General features: G+C 65.8%; 18 protein-coding genes. 5 read left to right on the top strand and 13 right to left on the bottom strand.

Features of this window, described 5'->3' with window-relative positions:
- Positions 1–26: 26 nt before the first annotated feature.
- The 3 genes from MAAFP003_RS13385 to MAAFP003_RS13375 form a co-directional block, all read right to left on the bottom strand.
- Positions 27–863, bottom strand: a complete 837-nt coding sequence (locus tag MAAFP003_RS13385; RefSeq protein ID WP_096287616.1) for a mycofactocin-coupled SDR family oxidoreductase — start codon at positions 861–863, stop codon at positions 27–29.
- Positions 863–2,065: a cytochrome P450 gene (locus MAAFP003_RS13380; protein WP_096287614.1), complete on the bottom strand. Its 1,203-nt coding sequence runs from the start codon at positions 2,063–2,065 to the stop codon at positions 863–865. The genes MAAFP003_RS13385 and MAAFP003_RS13380 overlap by 1 nt, the downstream gene beginning before the upstream one ends.
- A 287-nt stretch (positions 2,066–2,352) precedes the next feature.
- The gene (locus MAAFP003_RS13375; RefSeq protein ID WP_096291127.1) at positions 2,353–3,060 is read right to left on the bottom strand and encodes a TetR/AcrR family transcriptional regulator; all 708 of its coding nucleotides are present in this window, start codon (positions 3,058–3,060) and stop codon (positions 2,353–2,355) included.
- 180 nt (positions 3,061–3,240) lie between these two features.
- Here MAAFP003_RS13375 and MAAFP003_RS13370 point away from each other — a divergent pair, with 180 nt between their 5' ends.
- Together MAAFP003_RS13370 and MAAFP003_RS13365 are read left to right on the top strand one after the other, a co-directional pair.
- Entirely contained in the window at positions 3,241–3,807 is a 567-nt protein-coding gene (locus MAAFP003_RS13370) for a SecDF P1 head subdomain-containing protein (RefSeq protein WP_096287612.1), read from the top strand.
- On the top strand, positions 3,804–4,628 hold the full coding sequence (locus tag MAAFP003_RS13365; protein ID WP_096287610.1) for a sugar phosphate isomerase/epimerase family protein: 825 nt from the start codon (positions 3,804–3,806) through the stop codon (positions 4,626–4,628). Before MAAFP003_RS13370 ends, MAAFP003_RS13365 begins: the two co-directional genes overlap by 4 nt.
- 3 nt (positions 4,629–4,631) lie before the next feature.
- Here the strand turns inward: MAAFP003_RS13365 and MAAFP003_RS13360 are convergent, their stop codons facing one another.
- Genes MAAFP003_RS13360 through MAAFP003_RS13350 form a run of 3 tightly spaced genes read right to left on the bottom strand, consistent with a single transcriptional unit; the run spans position 4,632 to position 8,494 of the window.
- Positions 4,632–5,621 carry a Gfo/Idh/MocA family protein gene (locus MAAFP003_RS13360; protein WP_096287608.1) on the bottom strand — a complete coding sequence of 330 codons (990 nt, stop codon included), beginning with the start codon at positions 5,619–5,621 and terminating at the stop codon, positions 4,632–4,634.
- A 10-nt stretch (positions 5,622–5,631) separates the two neighbouring features.
- A complete protein-coding gene (locus MAAFP003_RS13355) occupies positions 5,632–6,843 on the bottom strand; it encodes an FAD-dependent oxidoreductase (protein WP_096291126.1) in 1,212 nt (403 codons plus the stop codon).
- Between the two features lie 37 nt (positions 6,844–6,880).
- Positions 6,881–8,494 (bottom strand): arylsulfatase, encoded by a 1,614-nt coding sequence (locus MAAFP003_RS13350; RefSeq protein WP_096291125.1) that lies wholly within the window; start codon positions 8,492–8,494, stop codon positions 6,881–6,883.
- A 93-nt stretch (positions 8,495–8,587) separates the two neighbouring features.
- Between MAAFP003_RS13350 and MAAFP003_RS13345 the strand changes: the two genes are divergently transcribed.
- Positions 8,588–9,607 (top strand): nitronate monooxygenase, encoded by a 1,020-nt coding sequence (locus tag MAAFP003_RS13345; RefSeq protein WP_096287606.1) that lies wholly within the window; start codon positions 8,588–8,590, stop codon positions 9,605–9,607.
- 19 nt (positions 9,608–9,626) lie between these two features.
- Here the strand turns inward: MAAFP003_RS13345 and MAAFP003_RS13340 are convergent, their stop codons facing one another.
- Together MAAFP003_RS13340 and MAAFP003_RS13335 are read right to left on the bottom strand one after the other, a co-directional pair.
- The gene (locus tag MAAFP003_RS13340; RefSeq protein WP_096291124.1) at positions 9,627–9,851 is read right to left on the bottom strand and encodes a hypothetical protein; all 225 of its coding nucleotides are present in this window, start codon (positions 9,849–9,851) and stop codon (positions 9,627–9,629) included.
- A 171-nt stretch (positions 9,852–10,022) separates the two neighbouring features.
- Positions 10,023–10,841, bottom strand: a complete 819-nt coding sequence (locus MAAFP003_RS13335) for a class I SAM-dependent methyltransferase (RefSeq protein WP_096287604.1) — start codon at positions 10,839–10,841, stop codon at positions 10,023–10,025.
- A 212-nt stretch (positions 10,842–11,053) separates the two neighbouring features.
- Here MAAFP003_RS13335 and MAAFP003_RS13330 point away from each other — a divergent pair, with 212 nt between their 5' ends.
- On the top strand, positions 11,054–11,404 hold the full coding sequence (locus MAAFP003_RS13330; RefSeq protein WP_133160859.1) for a hypothetical protein: 351 nt from the start codon (positions 11,054–11,056) through the stop codon (positions 11,402–11,404).
- A 4-nt stretch (positions 11,405–11,408) separates the two neighbouring features.
- Here MAAFP003_RS13330 and MAAFP003_RS13325 read toward each other — a convergent pair whose 3' ends face one another.
- The 4 genes from MAAFP003_RS13325 to MAAFP003_RS28955 are packed head-to-tail and all read right to left on the bottom strand — an operon-like array spanning position 11,409 to position 15,466.
- Positions 11,409–12,677 (bottom strand): amidohydrolase family protein, encoded by a 1,269-nt coding sequence (locus MAAFP003_RS13325; RefSeq protein ID WP_096287600.1) that lies wholly within the window; start codon positions 12,675–12,677, stop codon positions 11,409–11,411.
- A 45-nt stretch (positions 12,678–12,722) separates the two neighbouring features.
- The gene (locus MAAFP003_RS13320; protein ID WP_096287598.1) at positions 12,723–13,496 is read right to left on the bottom strand and encodes a class II aldolase/adducin family protein; all 774 of its coding nucleotides are present in this window, start codon (positions 13,494–13,496) and stop codon (positions 12,723–12,725) included.
- Complete coding sequence (locus MAAFP003_RS13315; RefSeq protein WP_096287596.1) at positions 13,483–15,105, bottom strand: class I adenylate-forming enzyme family protein; 1,623 nt, start codon at positions 15,103–15,105, stop codon at positions 13,483–13,485. Before MAAFP003_RS13315 ends, MAAFP003_RS13320 begins: the two co-directional genes overlap by 14 nt.
- Positions 15,106–15,154: 49 nt before the next feature.
- A complete protein-coding gene (locus tag MAAFP003_RS28955) occupies positions 15,155–15,466 on the bottom strand; it encodes a hypothetical protein (RefSeq protein WP_133160858.1) in 312 nt (103 codons plus the stop codon).
- Between the two features lie 382 nt (positions 15,467–15,848).
- Between MAAFP003_RS28955 and MAAFP003_RS13310 the strand changes: the two genes are divergently transcribed.
- Positions 15,849–16,358 carry a hypothetical protein gene (locus tag MAAFP003_RS13310; protein ID WP_243394021.1) on the top strand — a complete coding sequence of 170 codons (510 nt, stop codon included), beginning with the start codon at positions 15,849–15,851 and terminating at the stop codon, positions 16,356–16,358.
- On the opposite strand, the gene MAAFP003_RS13305 is transcribed toward MAAFP003_RS13310, so the two are convergent.
- Complete coding sequence (locus MAAFP003_RS13305; protein WP_096291122.1) at positions 16,355–17,095, bottom strand: SDR family oxidoreductase; 741 nt, start codon at positions 17,093–17,095, stop codon at positions 16,355–16,357. The two genes, MAAFP003_RS13310 and MAAFP003_RS13305, sit on opposite strands and share 4 nt — an antisense overlap.
- Positions 17,096–17,174: the final 79 nt, after the last annotated feature.

Genomic DNA, 17,174 nt, shown 5'->3' with positions numbered 1-17,174 from the left:
CTTCGTCGTGCTTAATTGAATAGTGCTTACTTGAGTAATGCGCCCGCGTCAACGGGCAGCGAAACGCCTGTGACATAACGTGATTCGTCAGAAGCGAGAAACAGGACGGCGTTGCTGATGTCGCGGGCCTCCACCCAGGGCACCGGCATCGTGTGCATCATCTGCGAGAACGGTGCGAAGTCGTCCGGTCCCGGGTTCTCCAGGTCAGGCCGAAACAGCTTGTAGGTCACCTCGTTCATCGTCATCGGCGTGTTGACCTGGCTGGGATGTACCGAGTTGACCCGGATGTTGTGCTGGCCCAACTCGACGGCGAAGGCTCGCATCAGACCGATGACGCCGTGCTTGGCGGCGATGTAATGGCCGGTGTGGGCCAACGCCTTGTGGGATCCGACCGAACCGGTCAGCACGATCGAACCGCCGCGCTCGCCGGCCAGGATATGCGGCACACCGACTTTCACAGTGTGCCACACGCCGGACAAGTTGACGTCGATCATGTCGCGCCAGATCTCCTCGCGGATCTTGTGCAACTTGTTGCCGAAGGTCCCGATACCCGCATTGGCGACGACGATGTCGAGCCGGCCGAGTTGTTCGACGCCGCTGTCCACTGCGGCCTTGAGGCCGTCGTAGTCGCGGACATCGACCTGAGTGGTTACGATGCGCCGGTCGAGGTTCTTGACCAGATCTGCGGTTTCGGCGAGATCCTCAGGGGTCGAATGCGGGTAGGCCAGGTTGTCGATCGGCCCGCAGACGTCGACCGCGATGATGTCGGCGCCCTCTTCTGCCAGGCGCACCGCATGGCTACGGCCCTGCCCGCGGGCTGCGCCGCTTATGAAGGCAACTTTGCCCTCGACGCGACCGGCCATCAGGGCACCAGTGTCGGCAGGGTTTCCCAGCCCCGCACCGACGACGTCGGGCTGAGGGTGGCGTTGGCCATGTCGGGCTCCCACTCCGGGAAGCGCTTGAGGATTTCCTCCAGGGCGACCCGACCTTCCAGTCGCGCCAGTGCCGAGCCCAGGCAGAAGTGGGCACCGACGCTGAACGTGAGGTGGGGCCGGGGGGCGCGATGGATGTTGAATTCTCCTGCATCGGGGCCGAACTGGCGCTCGTCGCGGCAGGCGGCACCGATCAGCATCAGCATCACGCTGCCTTCCGGCACCGTCCGGTCGTAGAGGCTGACGTCGCGGGTCACATACCGCGCCATGTGCGGCGCCGGCGGCTCGAAGCGAAGCAACTCCTCGATCGCCTGCGGGATCAGCGCGGGATTTTCGACGAGTTCGCGGCGCTGGTCTGGATGCTCCGCGAGAACCTTTCCGGCCCAACCGATCAGACGGGTTGTGGTCTCGTTGCCCGCTCCGGCCACCACGTTGAGATAAACGAGAATCTCCTCGCGGCGCAGCCGCCGCGTGGTCCCGGTCTCGTCGACGAACTCGACATTGAGCAGCTCGGTCATGATGTCGTCGGACGGGTTCTCGGCACGCCAGTCGATGTAGGCCTCGAACTGCTCGCCCACCGACAAGCCATGCTCGGCGGCACTCATCGGCTTGCCCGGCTCGGTGCGTAGCTGCGCGTTTCCGCGATCGCGGATGTACTCCTGATCCTCTTCGGGAATCCCGAGCAGGGCACTGATGACCTTCATCGGCATGATCGCGCCCAGGTCGGTGACGAAATCGAATCTGCCCGAACCCACCAACGGCTCCAGCGATTGCGCGCAGAAGTCGCGGATCATCGGCTCTAGCGCGGCGATCTTGCGCGGCGTGAACATCCGCGACAGCAACTTGCGGTGCACGTCGTGAATCGGCGGGTCTTCGAAGATCAGCATCCCCGATGGAATCTCGAGGTTGGCCTTGATCAGCTCCATGATGACGCCCCGCGCAGAGCTGTAGGTGCCGTGATCGATGATGCCCTTGTTGACATCGGCGAATCGGCTCAGCGCGTAAAAGTCATATTCGGAGTTGTAGTACAGCGGCGCCTCGTCACGCAAGCGCTTAAACATCGGATATGGGTCGGCAATCAGCTCGACATCATATGGATCAAAGCTGACATGGCTCTCGGTGCTCGCTGTCACGAAATCCCTCCTAGCGCTTCCGATTACAGGGAGCGACATGCCCGAGACATCGCTGTAGCCGGCCGTGGGTCAGCGCCGGATCCGGGTCGGGCAATTTGTACACTCCGCTTAAATGCGTTTGTTTCGACAAACGCACGGGCTCGGCTGATAGCGGGATCACCGACGGCCCGTGAACGCCGGTTCACTCTATTCTCGTAGAGAACCATATAGCGGATGCTGTGGCAAGACCCAAAACGCCCGGGACCCGGCGCGTGGTGCTTTTGCCGGCGGTCAGCCGGAGGTGGCGGTCAGCTGGAGGCGGCGGCCCGGCGGCCGCGACCCGGTTGCACATCGGCGGCCTCGGTGAGGGCGCCCCGGTGCGGACTCTTCAGGATTCCGGTCGCGATGGCCGTCAGGATCGCGTCGAGCTGCTCGGGGGTGTCGACAATTCGGTCGCCGTGCGCGGCGCGCATCAGCAGTCCGTTGATGAACGTCAACGTGACGTTGCTCAGATCCTCGACCACCGCCGATTCCAGTTCGGCCCCATGGGGCATCAGCTGCACGAGGATCTCGCGGTGCAGCTTGGTGAACGCGTCGGTGGCCCGCTGCAGGATCGCGGCCATCGCGGGATCCCGGGCCGCTTGCATTGTCAGCTCGTAGCGGGCCTTGGTCCACGACAGCTGCGGCTCGGTGCCGGCCTGAATCACCACCTGCGACAACAACGAGGGCGTGGGATTGTCTCCCGTGCTACCGGCGCTGTCCGCGATCGACTGCAGCCGCTCCAGATCGAGCTCGGCCAGCCGTTCGGCTACCGCGCGCAGCAGTGCGGACCGGGTCCGGAAGTAGAAGGAGGTGGTGCCGTCGGGAACGGCGGCCTTGCGGTCGACCTTGAGATGGCTCAGGCCCTTGGCCCCGTCGGCGGCCAACAACTCGATCGCCGCATCGCACAGATCGCGGCGGCGCTCCGCGGGGTTGGGCTTTCGTCTTGTTGCCGCCGCAGACGGGTATCGAGCCATGAACACAGGCTTTCGTGGCAAGGATCTAAAGTGAACATTCGCTGACGTGCAGCACGACCATACTCTATGTTCGTAGTGTCCGTAAAGCGCACGCCGCCAGCGCAACGGTGTCATCACGATTCACGCGAATTGTGCCGCAGTGGGCGACAACGGGCGCTCGACCTACTTTGCTTGAGTTCGATGCCTGCTACGACGACCGTTCGGCTGACCAGTGCCATTCTGGTCGGCGCGCTCGCGTGCGGCTGCCATTCGGCCCAGCATGCGGCGACACTCACCACGTCGACCAGTACCGCCGTGTCGGTGCCCCCGCCCGTTCCACGGATTGCGCCGTTGCCGGTCCGGCCGGTCGAGAAATCGCAGCCGACCTCGCCCGAAAAGTGTCCCGCGACCAATCCGGCGGCCCCGGCACCGCCGGACAGCGTCCTGGTCACCTGCGACCTCGCCCGGACCACGCGGTATACGTTGGGACCGGAAACGATGCGACTCGGGCTGACTCACGTGGACGCACCCAAACCACTGACAGCGGACTTCTTCCAAGTGATTCTGACGATGGACCCGGCGTCGGAGACGGCATGGGCGGCATTCACGGCGGCGCATCTGCACGCCCACATCGCCTTCATCCGCGATGATCTGGTCCTGGAGGCGCCGATGATCGAGGATCAGGTCAGCTCCGGGCAGATCGCGCTGACGACCCAAACGGCCGCGGCTGCCGCCCAATTGGCGCAATTGGCGGGCCGTCCGCCATGACCGAACTGGCTATCGGCTTTCTCAATGGATTCGGCCTTCCGCCAATAGAGTTCGTCGATCTGGCCGCGGATCTCGGCTGCCGCTACATCTCCGCGGTGGTGCGGGGCGCGCCCTTGGTGCCGCTGGGCTATCCGCCCTTTTCCCTCAAAGACGACCCGGCGCTGCGACGCGGCGTGCTCGCGAGGATGCGCCAACGTGGCGTGGCCGCCTCGCTGGGCGATGGCTTCCTGGTGCTGCCAGACACCGAAACCCGTTTGTTCAGTGCAGATCTCGATGTATTGGCCGAACTGGGTGTGCCGCGAATCAACGTCGTCAGTCTGGATCCCGATCTCGACCGCACCTTCGACCAGTTCGCGGCTCTGACCGAGCTCGCCGCCGAGCGCAGCATCCAGACCGTCGTCGAGCCGGTTCCCGGGCTGACCGTGGGTGATCTGCCCACCGCGCTGGCCGCACGAGAATACGTCGGCCGACCGGACTTTCGATTGCTGATCGACACGATGCATCTGGTGCGCTCCGGGTCGGGCGCCGCAGATCTGGCGGCCGTCGACCCCGAATACATCGGTTACGCCCAACTCAACGACACGACCCTGCAGCCGCGCCTGGCCAACTACATGGAGGAAGCCATGTTCGAGCGCATGGTCCCCGGCGAAGGCGAACTCCCGCTCATCGACCTCCTGTCCGTGCTTGCGTCCGATATCGTGCTCGAGATCGAAGTGCCCAGACGGTCGTTGGCGTTGGCCGGGGTCAGCCCGATCGACCGGGTCCGCCCATGCGTCGAGGCAGCACACCGGTTGCTGGCCGAAATCGGCCGCCAGCCTTGAGTTTCAGCTCGGTTCCCGAAGCGGCAGACCCGCCGCGCGATAGATATTGTCGATGACGGTCATGTTCTCGATCGCGTCCTGCGCGGTGGTTTTCACGGGCTCGCCGCGAAGCACCGCCGCGGCGAACGCATCGAGCTGGTAGGCGTAGGAGGCGCGGCGCGGAAAGCTCTCCACCCGGTTGTCGTCCGCGGTTCGAACCGAGAGCCGATGGAACATCTGCGGCATTGCGGGATTGAGCAGTTGGAGCTGGCCGCGTTCGCCGATCACTTTGGCGCTGATATCGAAAAGCCGCCGCGACCACATCGAGCACCGGACCCGGCCGGTGTGTCCGCCGGCGAACCGCAGCTCTGCCGTCATCGCCCGGTCGATCTGAGGATTATGCAGCTTCGCTTGCGCCGAAACGACTTCCGGGGTCGAACCGCCGAACGTGCGAACCATGTGAACCGGATAACAGCCGGCATCCATCGTCGCACCGCCGGCCAGGGCGTAGTTGTACCGAATGTCGGAGAACCGCGGCAGCGGGAAACAGAGCGTGGCTTCGACGTGCGTGAGCTTGCCCAGTTCTCCCGAAGCGATGATCTCCTCGGCGCGCAGAGTCTGCGGATGATAGCGATAGTGGAAGGCTTCCATCACGACGCGATCCGACTGCGTGGCCAACCCGGCGATCTCGCGGGCCTCGGCGGCGTTGGCGGTGAACGGTTTTTCACACAGCACGTGTTTACCGGCGGCCAGTGCGGCTCGGGTCCACTTGCCGTGCAACCCGTTTGGCAGCGGATTGTAGATCGCATCGAGATCCGGATCGGCGATCAGCGACGAGTAGTCATCGTGCACCCGGGCGATGCCGTGCTTGGCGGCAAACGCGCGAGCGCGCGCGCCGTCGCGTGCGGCCACCGCGGCGACCACGACCTCAGGGTTGTCCTTGGCGGGATTGATCAGCGCCATCGGCGCGATCCGGGCAGCACCCAAGATGCCGATCCGCAGGTGTTCAGCCATGGGCCCGACGCTACCGCCGGGCGAAGGCCGGGGCGCGCTCGGGCCTGACCCCGACACCGATGAAATAGGCGGGGATGAAGGACAGCCACGGCAGTCGCTGCAGCACGCCCAGGACGGCCGCCGGCGGGGTCGGGTCCGCGCCACGCAACAGCGGCCCGAGTCCGCGCTGCAGGAACCGTTGCACGCCTTGGGTGACGGCGGTGGGAAACAGCCGGCGACGGCGCACGGCCGCCAGGTCCCGATCGGTGACCCGGTGCCGGCGCAGCGGCTCGGCCAAGATGGTTGCGGCCGCCACGGCATCCTGGACCGCCAGGTTGATGCCGACACCGCCAAGCGGTGACATCGCGTGTGCGGCGTCGCCGATGCACAGCAGTCCATCGGTGTGCCAGCGGAGCAGGCGATCGACCCGGACATCGAGGTGCTTGATCTCGTCCATCGACGTCAGCGTCGCGACCGCCGCGGTCGATTCCGGCAACAGCGCGCCGACGTCGTCGCGAAACGCCTCGATGCCTTTCGCCCGCAGCTGCGCGTCCGTGCCCTTGGCCCCGATGTACGCGATCTGGCTGTAGCCCTCCCGCGGAATCACCCCGAGGACCTTGCCCGGGCCCACCCGCGGCAAAAACGAGAACTCCTGATGGCCGTCGCACGGCAACTTGAACCACCACACGTCGAAGTTCACCGGGTACTCGCGGCTCTGCAGGCCGGCCGCACGGCGCGCCATCGACCACCGGCCGTCGCACGCTACGGTCAACTCCGCCTTCAACTCGCCGGGCCCGTCCGGGCCTTCGTAGCGCACGCCGGTGACCGTGGCACCCTCTCGCAGCAGGTCGGTCGCCTCCGTATTCATCCGCAGCGTGAAGGTCGGTTCCTCCAGCGCGACATCGGCGAGCAGGTTGAGCAGATCCCACTGCGGCACCATCGCGACAAAGGGGTGGGGTTGGCGCAGCCGACTGAAGTCGACGTACGTCACCGATCGCCCGTCCGATTCGAACTTCGCGGTGTGCACCTCGCTGTGCGGAATGGCGGCGAAGCGTTCCCACAGACCCAATTCGTCCAGCAGGCGCAACGTGGTCGGGTGCACCGTGTCCCCGCGAAAGTCGCGGAGAAAGTCACCGTGCTTTTCCAGCAGCGTGACCTCCACGCCGGCCCGGGCCAGCAGCAGCCCGAGCACCATTCCGGCCGGCCCACCGCCGATCACCGCGCAGGTCGTCGTTTCAGTCATCGGCTCCCCCGAGATCCGTTGCTGCACAACGTGGTTGTCAGCCAAGCAATTGCGGGTCGACGTCGTACACCGAAATCGGCTCCGTGAGCACCCCGTTTTCCTCGACATAGCGATCCCACAACGCCAGCAGCCCGGCGAGTTTGTCGGGATGGGTGGCCGCGAGGTCATGGATCTCACCCCGGTCGCAGGAAAGGTCATAGAGCTGCCAGGCGCCCGGCCCGTATGGCGGGGGCAGATAGAGGGCTTTCCAGTCGCCTTGACGAATCGCGCGGCGGCCGAACAACTCCCAGCCGGTGCCGGTCTCACCCGGGTGGACCGCCTCGGCGTCGCACGACAGGTACGGCACCAGCGAGCGGCCGAGCATCGCCTCGACGTCGCGGCCGCGGTAGGAGGTGCCGGGATGTTCGACACCGGCCAGTTCCAGCACGGTGGGCGTGATGTCCATGACGGTCGCGAATGCGGTTCCGATCGCGTCCTGGCGCGCGAAACCCGGCCAGGTGACGAAACCCACCACCCGGATACCGCCCTCAGTGGTGAAGGCCTTGTGCAACCGCGACGGCGCCGTGGCCGCCTGGGCCCAGCGGGGTCCGTACCAGATGAATGACGTCGGCCGGCCCAGGTTCTCCAGGCTGTTATCGCAGTTCTTTTCGATCTGCGCAACGATCTGCGGTCCGCGCAGGGGCATCGCCTCGACGATCGCGCCCTCGGCCCCGTTGTCGGACATGAACATCACGACGGTGTTGTCCAGCTCGCCGGTCTCGGCCAGGTAGTCGATCACCCGGCCGATGTTCCAGTCCATTCGGTCCACCATGCCGGCGTAGACCTCCATCGCGCGGGCCGAAATCGCGCGCTCCTCGTCCGTCATGTCGGCCCACTCCGGGGCGCCGTCGGCGACGACCGGGTGCGGCTCGACGTCGGGCGCACACAGACCGAGGCGCTTGAGCGCCGCCAACCGCTCCTCGCGCAACGCATCCGGGCCCGCGTCGTAACGGCCGCGGTATTTGGCAACGGACTCGTCGGGGGCCTGCAGCGGCCAGTGCGGCGCCTGAAACGGGAGGTACGCGAAGAACGGCCGGTCGTCATCGGACCCGCGGTCGCGGAAGTAGCCGAGCAAGGTGTCGGTGTAGGAGTCCGACGAATAGAAGTCTTCGCCCACCGTGACGAACTGGTCGTCCTCGGTGTAAAGCGTTGGCACCGGCGAGAATCCGCGGCCGGCCGCGCCGCCGTAGTGACTGGCACCCGCCGGTAGTAGCGCAAACGAACGCTCGAAACCCCGCGCCCACGGCGATCTTTCAATCGTGTGGCCCAGATGCCATTTGCCCGACATCAGGGTGAAATATCCGGCGTCGCGCAACAGTTCCGGCAGCGCGACGACACGGTCGTTGAGATAACCCTCGTAGCCGGGCGCGCCCTGAAATCCGGGGATCGCGACTTCCAGCATCGTGCCGATACCGGCGACGTGGTGGTCGGTTCCGGTCATCAGCATCGCGCGGGTCGGCGAGCAGGCCGGCGCCGAATGGAAATCGGTGAGCCTGATGCCCGCGTGCGCGAGACGGTCGAGGTTGGGCGTTTCGATTTCGCTGCCGAACGCACCGATGTCGGAAAACCCGAGGTCGTCTGCCAGGATCACCAAAAAGTTAGGCCGCTTCACGGTGAAGCATCCTGTCAGGTCCGGCACCCGAATGGAACGTTCAAGCACTGACTAGGCTCGATTCGGGAAACACTGAACCCGGAGGGGCGCCCCATGTTGGCACAGTTCGAGATGTCGATTCCTCTGGTTGCCGCCCCGATGTCGGGCGGCCCGACCACGCCGGCGATGGTGTCGGCGGCCACCGGGGCAGGCGGACTGGGCATGCTCGCAGCGGGCTATAAGACGGTGCAGGCCGTCGAAGCCGAGCTCAAGAGCGTGCGTGCCGAAGGAATCCCGTTCGGCATCAACCTGTTTGCACCCAATCCGGTGCCGGTCGACTCGGACCGCTACCGGGCCTACGCAGCGATCATCCAGCAGGAGGCCGAGCAGTTCGGCCTCGCTCTGCCTGCCGACCCCATCGAGGACACCGATCGGTTCGACGAGAAGATCGCGCTGCTGCTCGACGAGCCGGTGCCGATGGTGTCGTTCACGTTCGGCATCCCGCCGGGCAGCGTGATCGCCGCGCTGCAGCGGGCCAAGACCGTGGTGGTCCAGACGGTGACGACGGCGCAGGAGGCGCTGCAAGCCCGCGACGCCGGCGTGGACATGCTGGCCGTACAGGCTGCCGTCGCCGGCGGGCATTCCGGCACCCTGACACCTCTGCGACCGGTGCAGCCGGTCCCGATCGTCGACCTGGTCAAACAGGTCACCGCGACGGTGCCGCTGCCGGTGCTGGCCGCCGGTGGGCTGGCAACACCCGAAGCGGTGGCCGACGTGATCCGGGCCGGGGCCGCCGCGGCCGTCGTCGGCACCGTTCTGCTGCGCGCCGCCGAAAGCGGTGCGTCGGCAACCCACCAGGCGGCCCTGACCGATCCCGCTCGGACCGAAACGGTGCTGACCCATGCCTTCACCGGACGCCCCGCCCGCGGACTGCGCAACACGTTCATCGACAACCATGAGGACCAAGCACCGTTCGGCTACCCCGCAATCCACCACCTGACCAGTCCGCTGCGCAAAGCCGCCGCGGCGGCGGGCAAGCCCGACTACGTCCACCTGTGGGCGGGCACGGGGTACCGGCACGCCACCGCCGAACCCACCGCGGACATTCTGCGGCGGCTCGCCACCGATCTGTGACGGCCGGCGGCGGCCGGACTCAGTTGCTCAGGTAGAGGTACCAAAGGCCATCGGAATGCTGGACACACGAAAAGTGTGTCCAGGTGCCGGGATGGACGACCTCGACATGCGGGCCGTCCGCCATGCACCCAGCCTCTGTCGCATAGTTGCCTTCAACGAGGATCTCATCGGCGTTGCTGACACCCACCCCGATGGTCATCGTTGCCGAAAATGCCAAGATACCTGCAGCGATCAATTTCTTCACAGAATGCCTCCTGCTCGCGCCCACCCCCTGGATCCCGAAGCCAGAGTTTGCTGAGCACCGACGTTACCGACTGGAAATCGTCCACGCAATCCCGAGGTGGTGCGGACTTGGCAGTTGTGCAGCAAAGAACTCGTATTAGCTCTGGCGGGTTGCTCGCCACGCTTATGCGCCCTAGAAGGTAAACCGGTTCAGCGTGTCATAGGGGCCGAACGGCGAGGCATTGACGAATCGGTATATCCACCGCACGACGGTGCTGTCGATCTTCTCGTAGCCGGCCTGTGCCGGTGTCTGTTCGACCAATCGCAACCGTGGATCCCAGGTTTCGATGTCGCGCGCGTTGCCGATCCCCCACTTGATGATGCCCCGGGTGAGCACCTTCGAGAGCAACGGCGCCAGCGCCGAGAGGGTGTCGAATTGCAGCTCCCCAGAAGCGAATCGGTCCAGCACGCGTGCGAACAGGGCGCGGACGTCACTCTCGTCCACGTACATCAGCAGGCCCTCGGCGACGACGAGTGTCGGGTGGCCGCTGGGGATCTGATCGAGCCAACTCAACTCGGTGACCGACGAGCCGATCATCTGGTAGCGCTCGGTTTCGTCGTAGAGCTGCTGGCGAAGCCCGATGACGCTCGGCTGGTCGAGGTCGAACCACAGCACGGCCGGCGGGACCTCGAGGCGCAAGGACCGGCCGTCGAGTCCACAGCCCAGGTGCAAGACGACCGCGTCGGGGTGGTGCGAAAGGAAATCGGCACACCACACGTCGAGCTGCTTGGCGCGCAGCGCGACCAGGTACTGATTGGACGCCGGCAACGAGTTCCGGTGTATGCGTTTGAAGTCGTAGTCGATCCGATCGACGGCCTCCGCCGCGGCATGGTCGCCCAGAATCGGATGCCGAGAACGACTTTCGTGAGCACGCAGATACAGCGTCACGAGGTTGGTCCACTCCACCGAGCCCCAGCGGACCGAACTGAAATCAATCTTGCCCGTCGTCACAGTCCCCTCCTGGTTAGCGGCCTACCGATAGCGAAGCGCATCCGGGCCGTGATGGCCACCCCCGAAGCACCGGAGGGGGCAAACAAACTGGTCACGGTGCCGCAGTTGCCTGGAATCCACGGTTGCCCATCCGATCGACCCGGTGCTCCGAAGAACTGTCGAGCAACGGTTGTGGCGCGGTGACACCGCCAGGCCGGGAAAAGGGGCCTTCGATGCGACAGGTGACGTTCAAAATGGTTGCCGCTGGCGACGGTTCACCACCGACCTCAACCGGATACTGCTACTACCTGGTGGCCCACGCGGTCGCGACGGTCCTGCTGCTGCTGACCCTGGTTGCCGCGGTCTGGCAATTCATGGACTGGGTCGTCACGCCGTCGTGCCTGGAAACCAGTTCAGCGTCGTCGTCAGCGGTGGCGGTGGCCGCGGGGACCACCGCACAGCTGACGGACAAGCCGGTAGCCACCGCCGCCTCGGTCTGGATCCGCACCGCGGCACGGACCGAAGCCGCGGCCGGTTTCAAGGCCGACACCGGGGACTGCCCCTGCCCGAAGAGCGGCAAGTGAGCCGTCAGAACGCTTCGGGATCCTGCTGGACGGCTGTCGGCACCGGATGCTGGTACAAGCGCGACGCGTTCTCCCAGGTGAACTTGCGAATCGCGTCCGGGGGCAGATCACTGATCTCCTCGTGGATCGTCTGTTGCGTGTGCGGCCAGGTGGAGTCGCAGTGCGGGTAATCGGCTTCGAGCATGATGTTGTCCACACCGATTCGGTCGCGCTGTACGAACGAGGACTTGTCCTCCACCGCACAGAACCAGAAGTTGCGGGTGAAAACCTCTGCGGGAGTAAGCTTCTCCCCCAGCGACTGCCACGTGCCATACATCGCGTGGTAGCTGAGCATGTGATCGAGGCGATCGAGCAGGCCTGCCACCCAGCCGATTCCGCCTTCGGACAGGCAGATCTTGAGATCCGGGAACCTGCTCGGCAATCCGGAGTACAGCCAGTCCACGGCCGCCGAGATGGCGTAGGCGAAGAACAGCACACCCTGTACGTCCGGCGGAGCGTCCTCGGTGGTCGACGGCGAGGAACCCGACGATCCGATATGCAGATTCACCACGGTTTCGGTCTCGGCGCATGCGGCCATGATTGGATCCCAGTGTCCCGAATGGATACTCGGCAACCCGAGCATGGCGGGGTTCTCACTGAACGTCACCGCGTGAAAGCCGCGCGCGGCGTTCTCGCGGATCATCGTGGCGCCCAGCTCGGGGTCCAGCAGCCAGGGCAGCTGGCAGGGAATGATCCGCTCGGGATACGACCCGGCCCACACCTCGAAGTGCCAGTCGTTCCAGGCCCGCACCGCGGCCAGCGCCAGATCGCGATCCTTGGTCACCTGCTGCAACCGCTGGCCGGCAAAGCCGGGCAGGAATGACGGAAAATTCAGCGACGCGTAGATGCCGTTGAGGTCCATGTCCTTGACGCGCTCATGGATATCCCATGCGCCCCTGCGCATTTCGTCGAATCGAACCGGCTCGAAACCGTACTCGGCCACCGGGCGCCCGACCACGGCGTTGAACCCGACGTTGGGCAGTTCCTGATTGTCGTAAACCCAGGTTTGTCCGCCGCTGGCGGTGTCGACGACCCGCGGCGCACGGTCGGCGAATTTTCGGGGCAGCCGGCCGGTGAAGGTGTCCGGGGGTTCCACGATGTGGTCGTCGACCGAGATCACCGTGTAGCGGCGTGGTGAACGCGGCGGATCCGGCAGAAACGTGACCGACCGCTCGTCGCCGGTCTTGGCGGTCGTGAAACTCAGATCAGAGGCTAGCTCGTCAATTGATTTCATGGCGCAATCTCCTTCCGCGTCGGCCGGCGGTGATATTTGCCGAGCTCAGCTGAGTACATCGGGATCCGCTTTGATCGTCATCCGCGCCGCGCCAGCCCAATACACGTCAGCGGCGCGCTCGATCAGGGACCGCTGCATGCCCGCCATGTCGGACCAGTTCATCGCGACCGGCTCCTTGCCGGTGAGCATGACGTCGTAGGCCAGCTTGCAGACCCGCTCGATCGACGCCGCCCGGTATACCGCCTCGGGCAGGTTCCGGCCCGTCGCTATGACGCCGTGGTTGGCCAGAATCGTGAGGTTGGCACGGCCGATGCGCGCCGCGAGGTCGGCTGCCCGGTCGGGGCTGTCGATCTCACCGTCGTATTCGCCGACCAGGCACAGGTCGTCCAGGAACAACGCGCCGGTCTGGTGCACCAGCTCGGGCAGCCTGCCCAACGCCGCGAGCACGCAGACGTAGTACGGGTGATTGTGAATGACCACCCGGGCGTCCTCGCGCACCCGGTGCAGCTCGGTATGAATGTGGATGGCCGGGGTGACGTCCCACCGACCGCTGACCACTCGAGCTTCGCTGTCTACCAAGCAGATATCGGACGCGGTGAGTTCCTGCCACCACAGTCCCCACGGATTGACCAACATGTCGGATTGCCCGTCTAGCTGCCAGGTGATGTGTCCGGCCATGTTCTCGGCGAACCCGATGCCGGCCAGATGCCGGAAGGCAACGGCGAGCGCCTGCTCGTTGGACAACTCGACACCGATCGGGGGCACCACCGACGGCGCCCACACCTGCAGGCCACCTCGTCGTGGACTAGGCGTGTTCATGTTCGGCCTCCATCCTTGCTCGAATATCCTGGCGGAGTTCGCCTTTGGCGATCTTCCCGCCGGACGACCGGGGTATTGCGTCGACGACGACGAGGTGTTCGGGCAGCAATTCCTTGGATACCCCCAGCGCCAGCAGGTGGTCGACGAGTGCGGGCAGGTCGAGGGTCGCGGCGTCGGCGAGTTCGGCGTAGAGACAGACCCTTTCGCCGAAGACCGGATCCGGCATCGCCACCGCCGCGGCCAGCGCAATCGCGGGGTGAGTCATCACGGCGTCCTCGACCTGTGATGCGCTGATGTTCTTGCCGGCCCGCAGGACGAAGTCGGACGTCCGGCCGGTGATGGTCAGATAGCCCTCAGCGTCGAGCTCGCAGATATCGCCCATCAGCATCCAGCCGTCGCGAGTGAACAGCTTGTCGTGGTCGGTACCCCCGAGATAACCGAGGCTGGTCGCGGGGCCTCGGCACGCCGGCTGACCCCGTCCCGTCGCGGTGACGTCTTGATCCCCGTCGAAGAGCCGAACCGCCATTTCGGGAACGATCCGTCCGCCGGTGCGCAGGCGACGATCCAGCGGATCGTCCACGGTTGTCGCACTGAGCAGACCTGTTTCGTTCGAGCCGTAGAACTGCAGGATCTTCGCGCCGGTGAGCTCTTCGAATTCGACCGCCGGCCGGTACGGAATCGCCTCACCGCCGGTGAAAACGACACGCAGCGAGCTCAGGTCGTACTCCCTGGACGCGCGGTCAGCCATCAGCATCGTCAATTGCGAACTCACACAACATAATACGGATACTTTGTGCCGGGCTATCGCCTCACACGCAGCGCGCGCCGAAAAGCGCTGCAGAATCACCGCGGTGGCACCGAGGTAGATCGGGGTGGTGTGGCTGGTCCATATTCCGAAGCCGAACGGCATCGGGATGACCGGCAGGAACACGTCGTCGGACGTCAACTGCCCGTTGGCGACGGCCTTCTGGTGAAAGTAATGCCACCGATTCTGTGTATGCACGACGCACTTGGGCAGGCCGGTGGTCCCCGACGTGGAGTTGATCAGGAAGACATCGTCGGGGCCGAGTTGAGATTCGGCGGCGACCGCCTTCGGGCGCGCTCCACTGTTCAGGCGCGGCGCTCCGGCCTCCTCCGCCAGGATCATTAGCGATACCGATGATTCTGCGGTGGCCCGGGCCGCGTCATCGCCGTGCTTGGGGTCACTGATCAGGATCTTCGGTGCCGCGTTGCGCAGCAGTGCGCCGACCTCCCGGGTACCGGCGCGCGCACCGATGCCGACGACGACGCCACCACAACGCTCGATCGCGACGAACAGCACGTGTATCGCGCCGGAGTCCCCGTGCCACACCGCAATTCGGTCACCGCGCGCAACGCCGGTACCGGCCAGCTGACCCGCCAAATGATCTGCCGCAGAATTGAATTCGCGCCATGTCAACGACGTGCCGGGTTCGTCGGAATAGGCGAAGCGCTCTGGTGATCGTTCGGCGTTGCGCCGCACCGCGTCCGACAGTGTCGAATCGGACCACCATCCGGCCGCGCGGAACCGGGCCGGGTCGTCGTCGGTGAATGCCGGCGAGCCCTCGGTATTCAGCTCACCGGCGCTCATGACCAAATGATAGGAAACCTATGCGGGCTGTGGATGGCGGGTTGGCCGGCTAGGGATTGCGCGGCAGTGGAAGCGGATCTCCCGGACCATGCACAAGACGCGGCGGGCGCTTCGGGGGCGGCGGCCGGTCGGGATTGATGGGCCCACAATTGAGGCCGCTGATGCAGCCGCCACCGCCACCGGCGGGTTTGACCCGCAGGGCGCCCCCACCATCTCCGGCAGGCGCGGGAACCACGCTGGACGACGGAACGGCAGAGGTGGCGGGCGACTCGTCAGCCGAACCAATACCGCCGAACGCCACCGCAAGTACTGCCGCACCGCCGCATAATGCGGCTACCGCCTTGCCCTTGTGATTTCCCACGACGACCATTGTAGGCGCGGGTGCCCTGTTACTGCGGAAGACGCGGAGGGTTGGTTACCGGTGGAGGCCGGTTCGGGTTGATGCGCCCACAGTTCAGGCCGACGATGCAGCTGGCGCCGCCGCCTTCGGGTTGGATCCTCAGGCCCATCGGTTGCGACGCGTCACTCGCCCAGCAGCAGGGCCCGGGTGTTGGGGTGGGGTCCGCGCTGACGGACGGCGCTGTCGTCACGCCGACACCGCCAAGCCCCATCGAGAGCACGGCCGCGCCGCATGCCGCGGCTAGCGTCCTACCCGTGCGTCTAAGCACGTGTCGAATTCTAGTTTTTCCGCGGCGCAATGTGTAGAGCCGTAATGCGCCCACGTCGCGCCTATCATTGCCGGGGTGTGGTCGGCGCTGCGAGGCAGACAGCTGGGCCCGGGCCTGCTGTGCGGCGCGGCCGCCGGTGCGGCGGGCACCACCACACTGAATGTCATCACCTACCTCGACATCGCGGTGCGAGGCCGTCCGACGAGTAGCACCCCCGAGCGGACCGTCGAAGCCATGGCGAGGTTGTTGGGCCTCACCGTTCCCGGCAGCGGCGACGTGCTCGCCAACCGAATCGCGGGGCTCGCAGCGCTCACCGGGTATGCCGCGGGGATCGGCATGGGCGTCATTCTGGGGCTGGCGTATGCGTTGGGCTGGCGGCCCGGACTACTGGTCGCCACCCTCGTCGCGTCGGCCATCGCTCTGGTCGGCACGAACGGACCGATGACCGTTCTCGGGGTTACCAATCCGCTCACCTGGAGTGCGGCCGACTGGATCAGCGACCTGGTTCCACATCTGGGCTATGGCGTGGTCACGGCCCTGGTGTTGCACTACCTCGCGCCACTCTGCCGGCCCGCGGGCCGCTAGCCCTGGACCGTGGGCCGGATGGTGATGTCCCCGACCTCCACTTCGTCGGGCTGCTCGACGGCGAACGCGATGGCGCGTGCGACCGCGTCCGGTGGAATACCGACGTCGCTCATCGTGCGCCGGATCTGCTCGCGCAACGCGACGTCGTCGATCGACGTGTCGAGTTCAGTGTCAACGAAGCCCGGCGATATCGATGTCGTACGGACCATGCCGTCGGTCGACTCTTGGCGCAGACCCTCCATCACCGTGCGCACCGCGTTCTTGGTCGCCGCGTACACCGCCATGGTCGGCACGATCTTCAGCCCGGCCGTCGAGACTGTCGTCACGAAGTGCCCGCGGCCCTGCCGGCGAAACATCGGGAGTGCCGCGGCGAACCCGTGCAGCACCCCGCGAAGGTTGACGTCGATCATCGCCGCCCAGCCGTCGACGTCCAGTTCGGAGATCGGCCCGATCTTGCTGATGCCGGCGTTGCTCACCAACACGTCGAGGCGACCGAACCGGTCGACGGCGGTACCGACGAGCCGCTCGAGATCCTCCCGACGGGCGACGTCGACCCGGCAGCTGACGGCCTGTCCCCCGTGATCGCCTATCTCGCCTGCGATCTCGTCAAGACGTTCGACGCGACGCGCACCCAGGACCACGCGTGCGCCGCGGCCGGCTAGCAGGCGCGCGGTCGCCTCGCCGATCCCGCTACTCGCCCCGGTGACGGCCACGACCTTGCCCTCAATGCCTGTCATCGCCATCCCCTCGCGCCGCTGAATGCCCCACTGCGCCATTGTCGCCCTGCGCCTGCGCGGCCCTGCCCGAGAACCCTCG

It is taken from the genome of Mycobacterium ahvazicum (assembly GCF_900176255.2).
Classification (GTDB): Bacteria; Actinomycetota; Actinomycetes; order Mycobacteriales; family Mycobacteriaceae; genus Mycobacterium; species Mycobacterium ahvazicum.
The sequence above is the reverse complement of the archived record's forward strand: the minus strand, read 5'-3'. Positions and strand labels throughout refer to the sequence as shown.

What these genes read in the sequence shown, in the direction of transcription:
- MAAFP003_RS13385 (WP_096287616.1), bottom strand. Translation starts at nt 863, where the DNA reads ATGGCCGGTCGCGTCGAGGGCAAAGTTGCCTTCATAAGCGGCGCAGCC.
- MAAFP003_RS13375 (WP_096291127.1), bottom strand. Translation starts at nt 3,060, where the DNA reads ATGGCTCGATACCCGTCTGCGGCGGCAACAAGACGAAAGCCCAACCCC.
- MAAFP003_RS13370 (WP_096287612.1), top strand. Translation starts at nt 3,241, where the DNA reads ATGCCTGCTACGACGACCGTTCGGCTGACCAGTGCCATTCTGGTCGGC.
- MAAFP003_RS13365 (WP_096287610.1), top strand. Translation starts at nt 3,804, where the DNA reads ATGACCGAACTGGCTATCGGCTTTCTCAATGGATTCGGCCTTCCGCCA.
- MAAFP003_RS13360 (WP_096287608.1), bottom strand. Translation starts at nt 5,621, where the DNA reads ATGGCTGAACACCTGCGGATCGGCATCTTGGGTGCTGCCCGGATCGCG.
- MAAFP003_RS13355 (WP_096291126.1), bottom strand. Translation starts at nt 6,843, where the DNA reads ATGACTGAAACGACGACCTGCGCGGTGATCGGCGGTGGGCCGGCCGGA.
- MAAFP003_RS13345 (WP_096287606.1), top strand. Translation starts at nt 8,588, where the DNA reads ATGTTGGCACAGTTCGAGATGTCGATTCCTCTGGTTGCCGCCCCGATG.
- MAAFP003_RS13330 (WP_133160859.1), top strand. Translation starts at nt 11,054, where the DNA reads ATGCGACAGGTGACGTTCAAAATGGTTGCCGCTGGCGACGGTTCACCA.
- MAAFP003_RS13325 (WP_096287600.1), bottom strand. Translation starts at nt 12,677, where the DNA reads ATGAAATCAATTGACGAGCTAGCCTCTGATCTGAGTTTCACGACCGCC.
- MAAFP003_RS13320 (WP_096287598.1), bottom strand. Translation starts at nt 13,496, where the DNA reads ATGAACACGCCTAGTCCACGACGAGGTGGCCTGCAGGTGTGGGCGCCG.
- MAAFP003_RS13315 (WP_096287596.1), bottom strand. Translation starts at nt 15,105, where the DNA reads ATGAGCGCCGGTGAGCTGAATACCGAGGGCTCGCCGGCATTCACCGAC.
- MAAFP003_RS13305 (WP_096291122.1), bottom strand. Translation starts at nt 17,095, where the DNA reads ATGACAGGCATTGAGGGCAAGGTCGTGGCCGTCACCGGGGCGAGTAGC.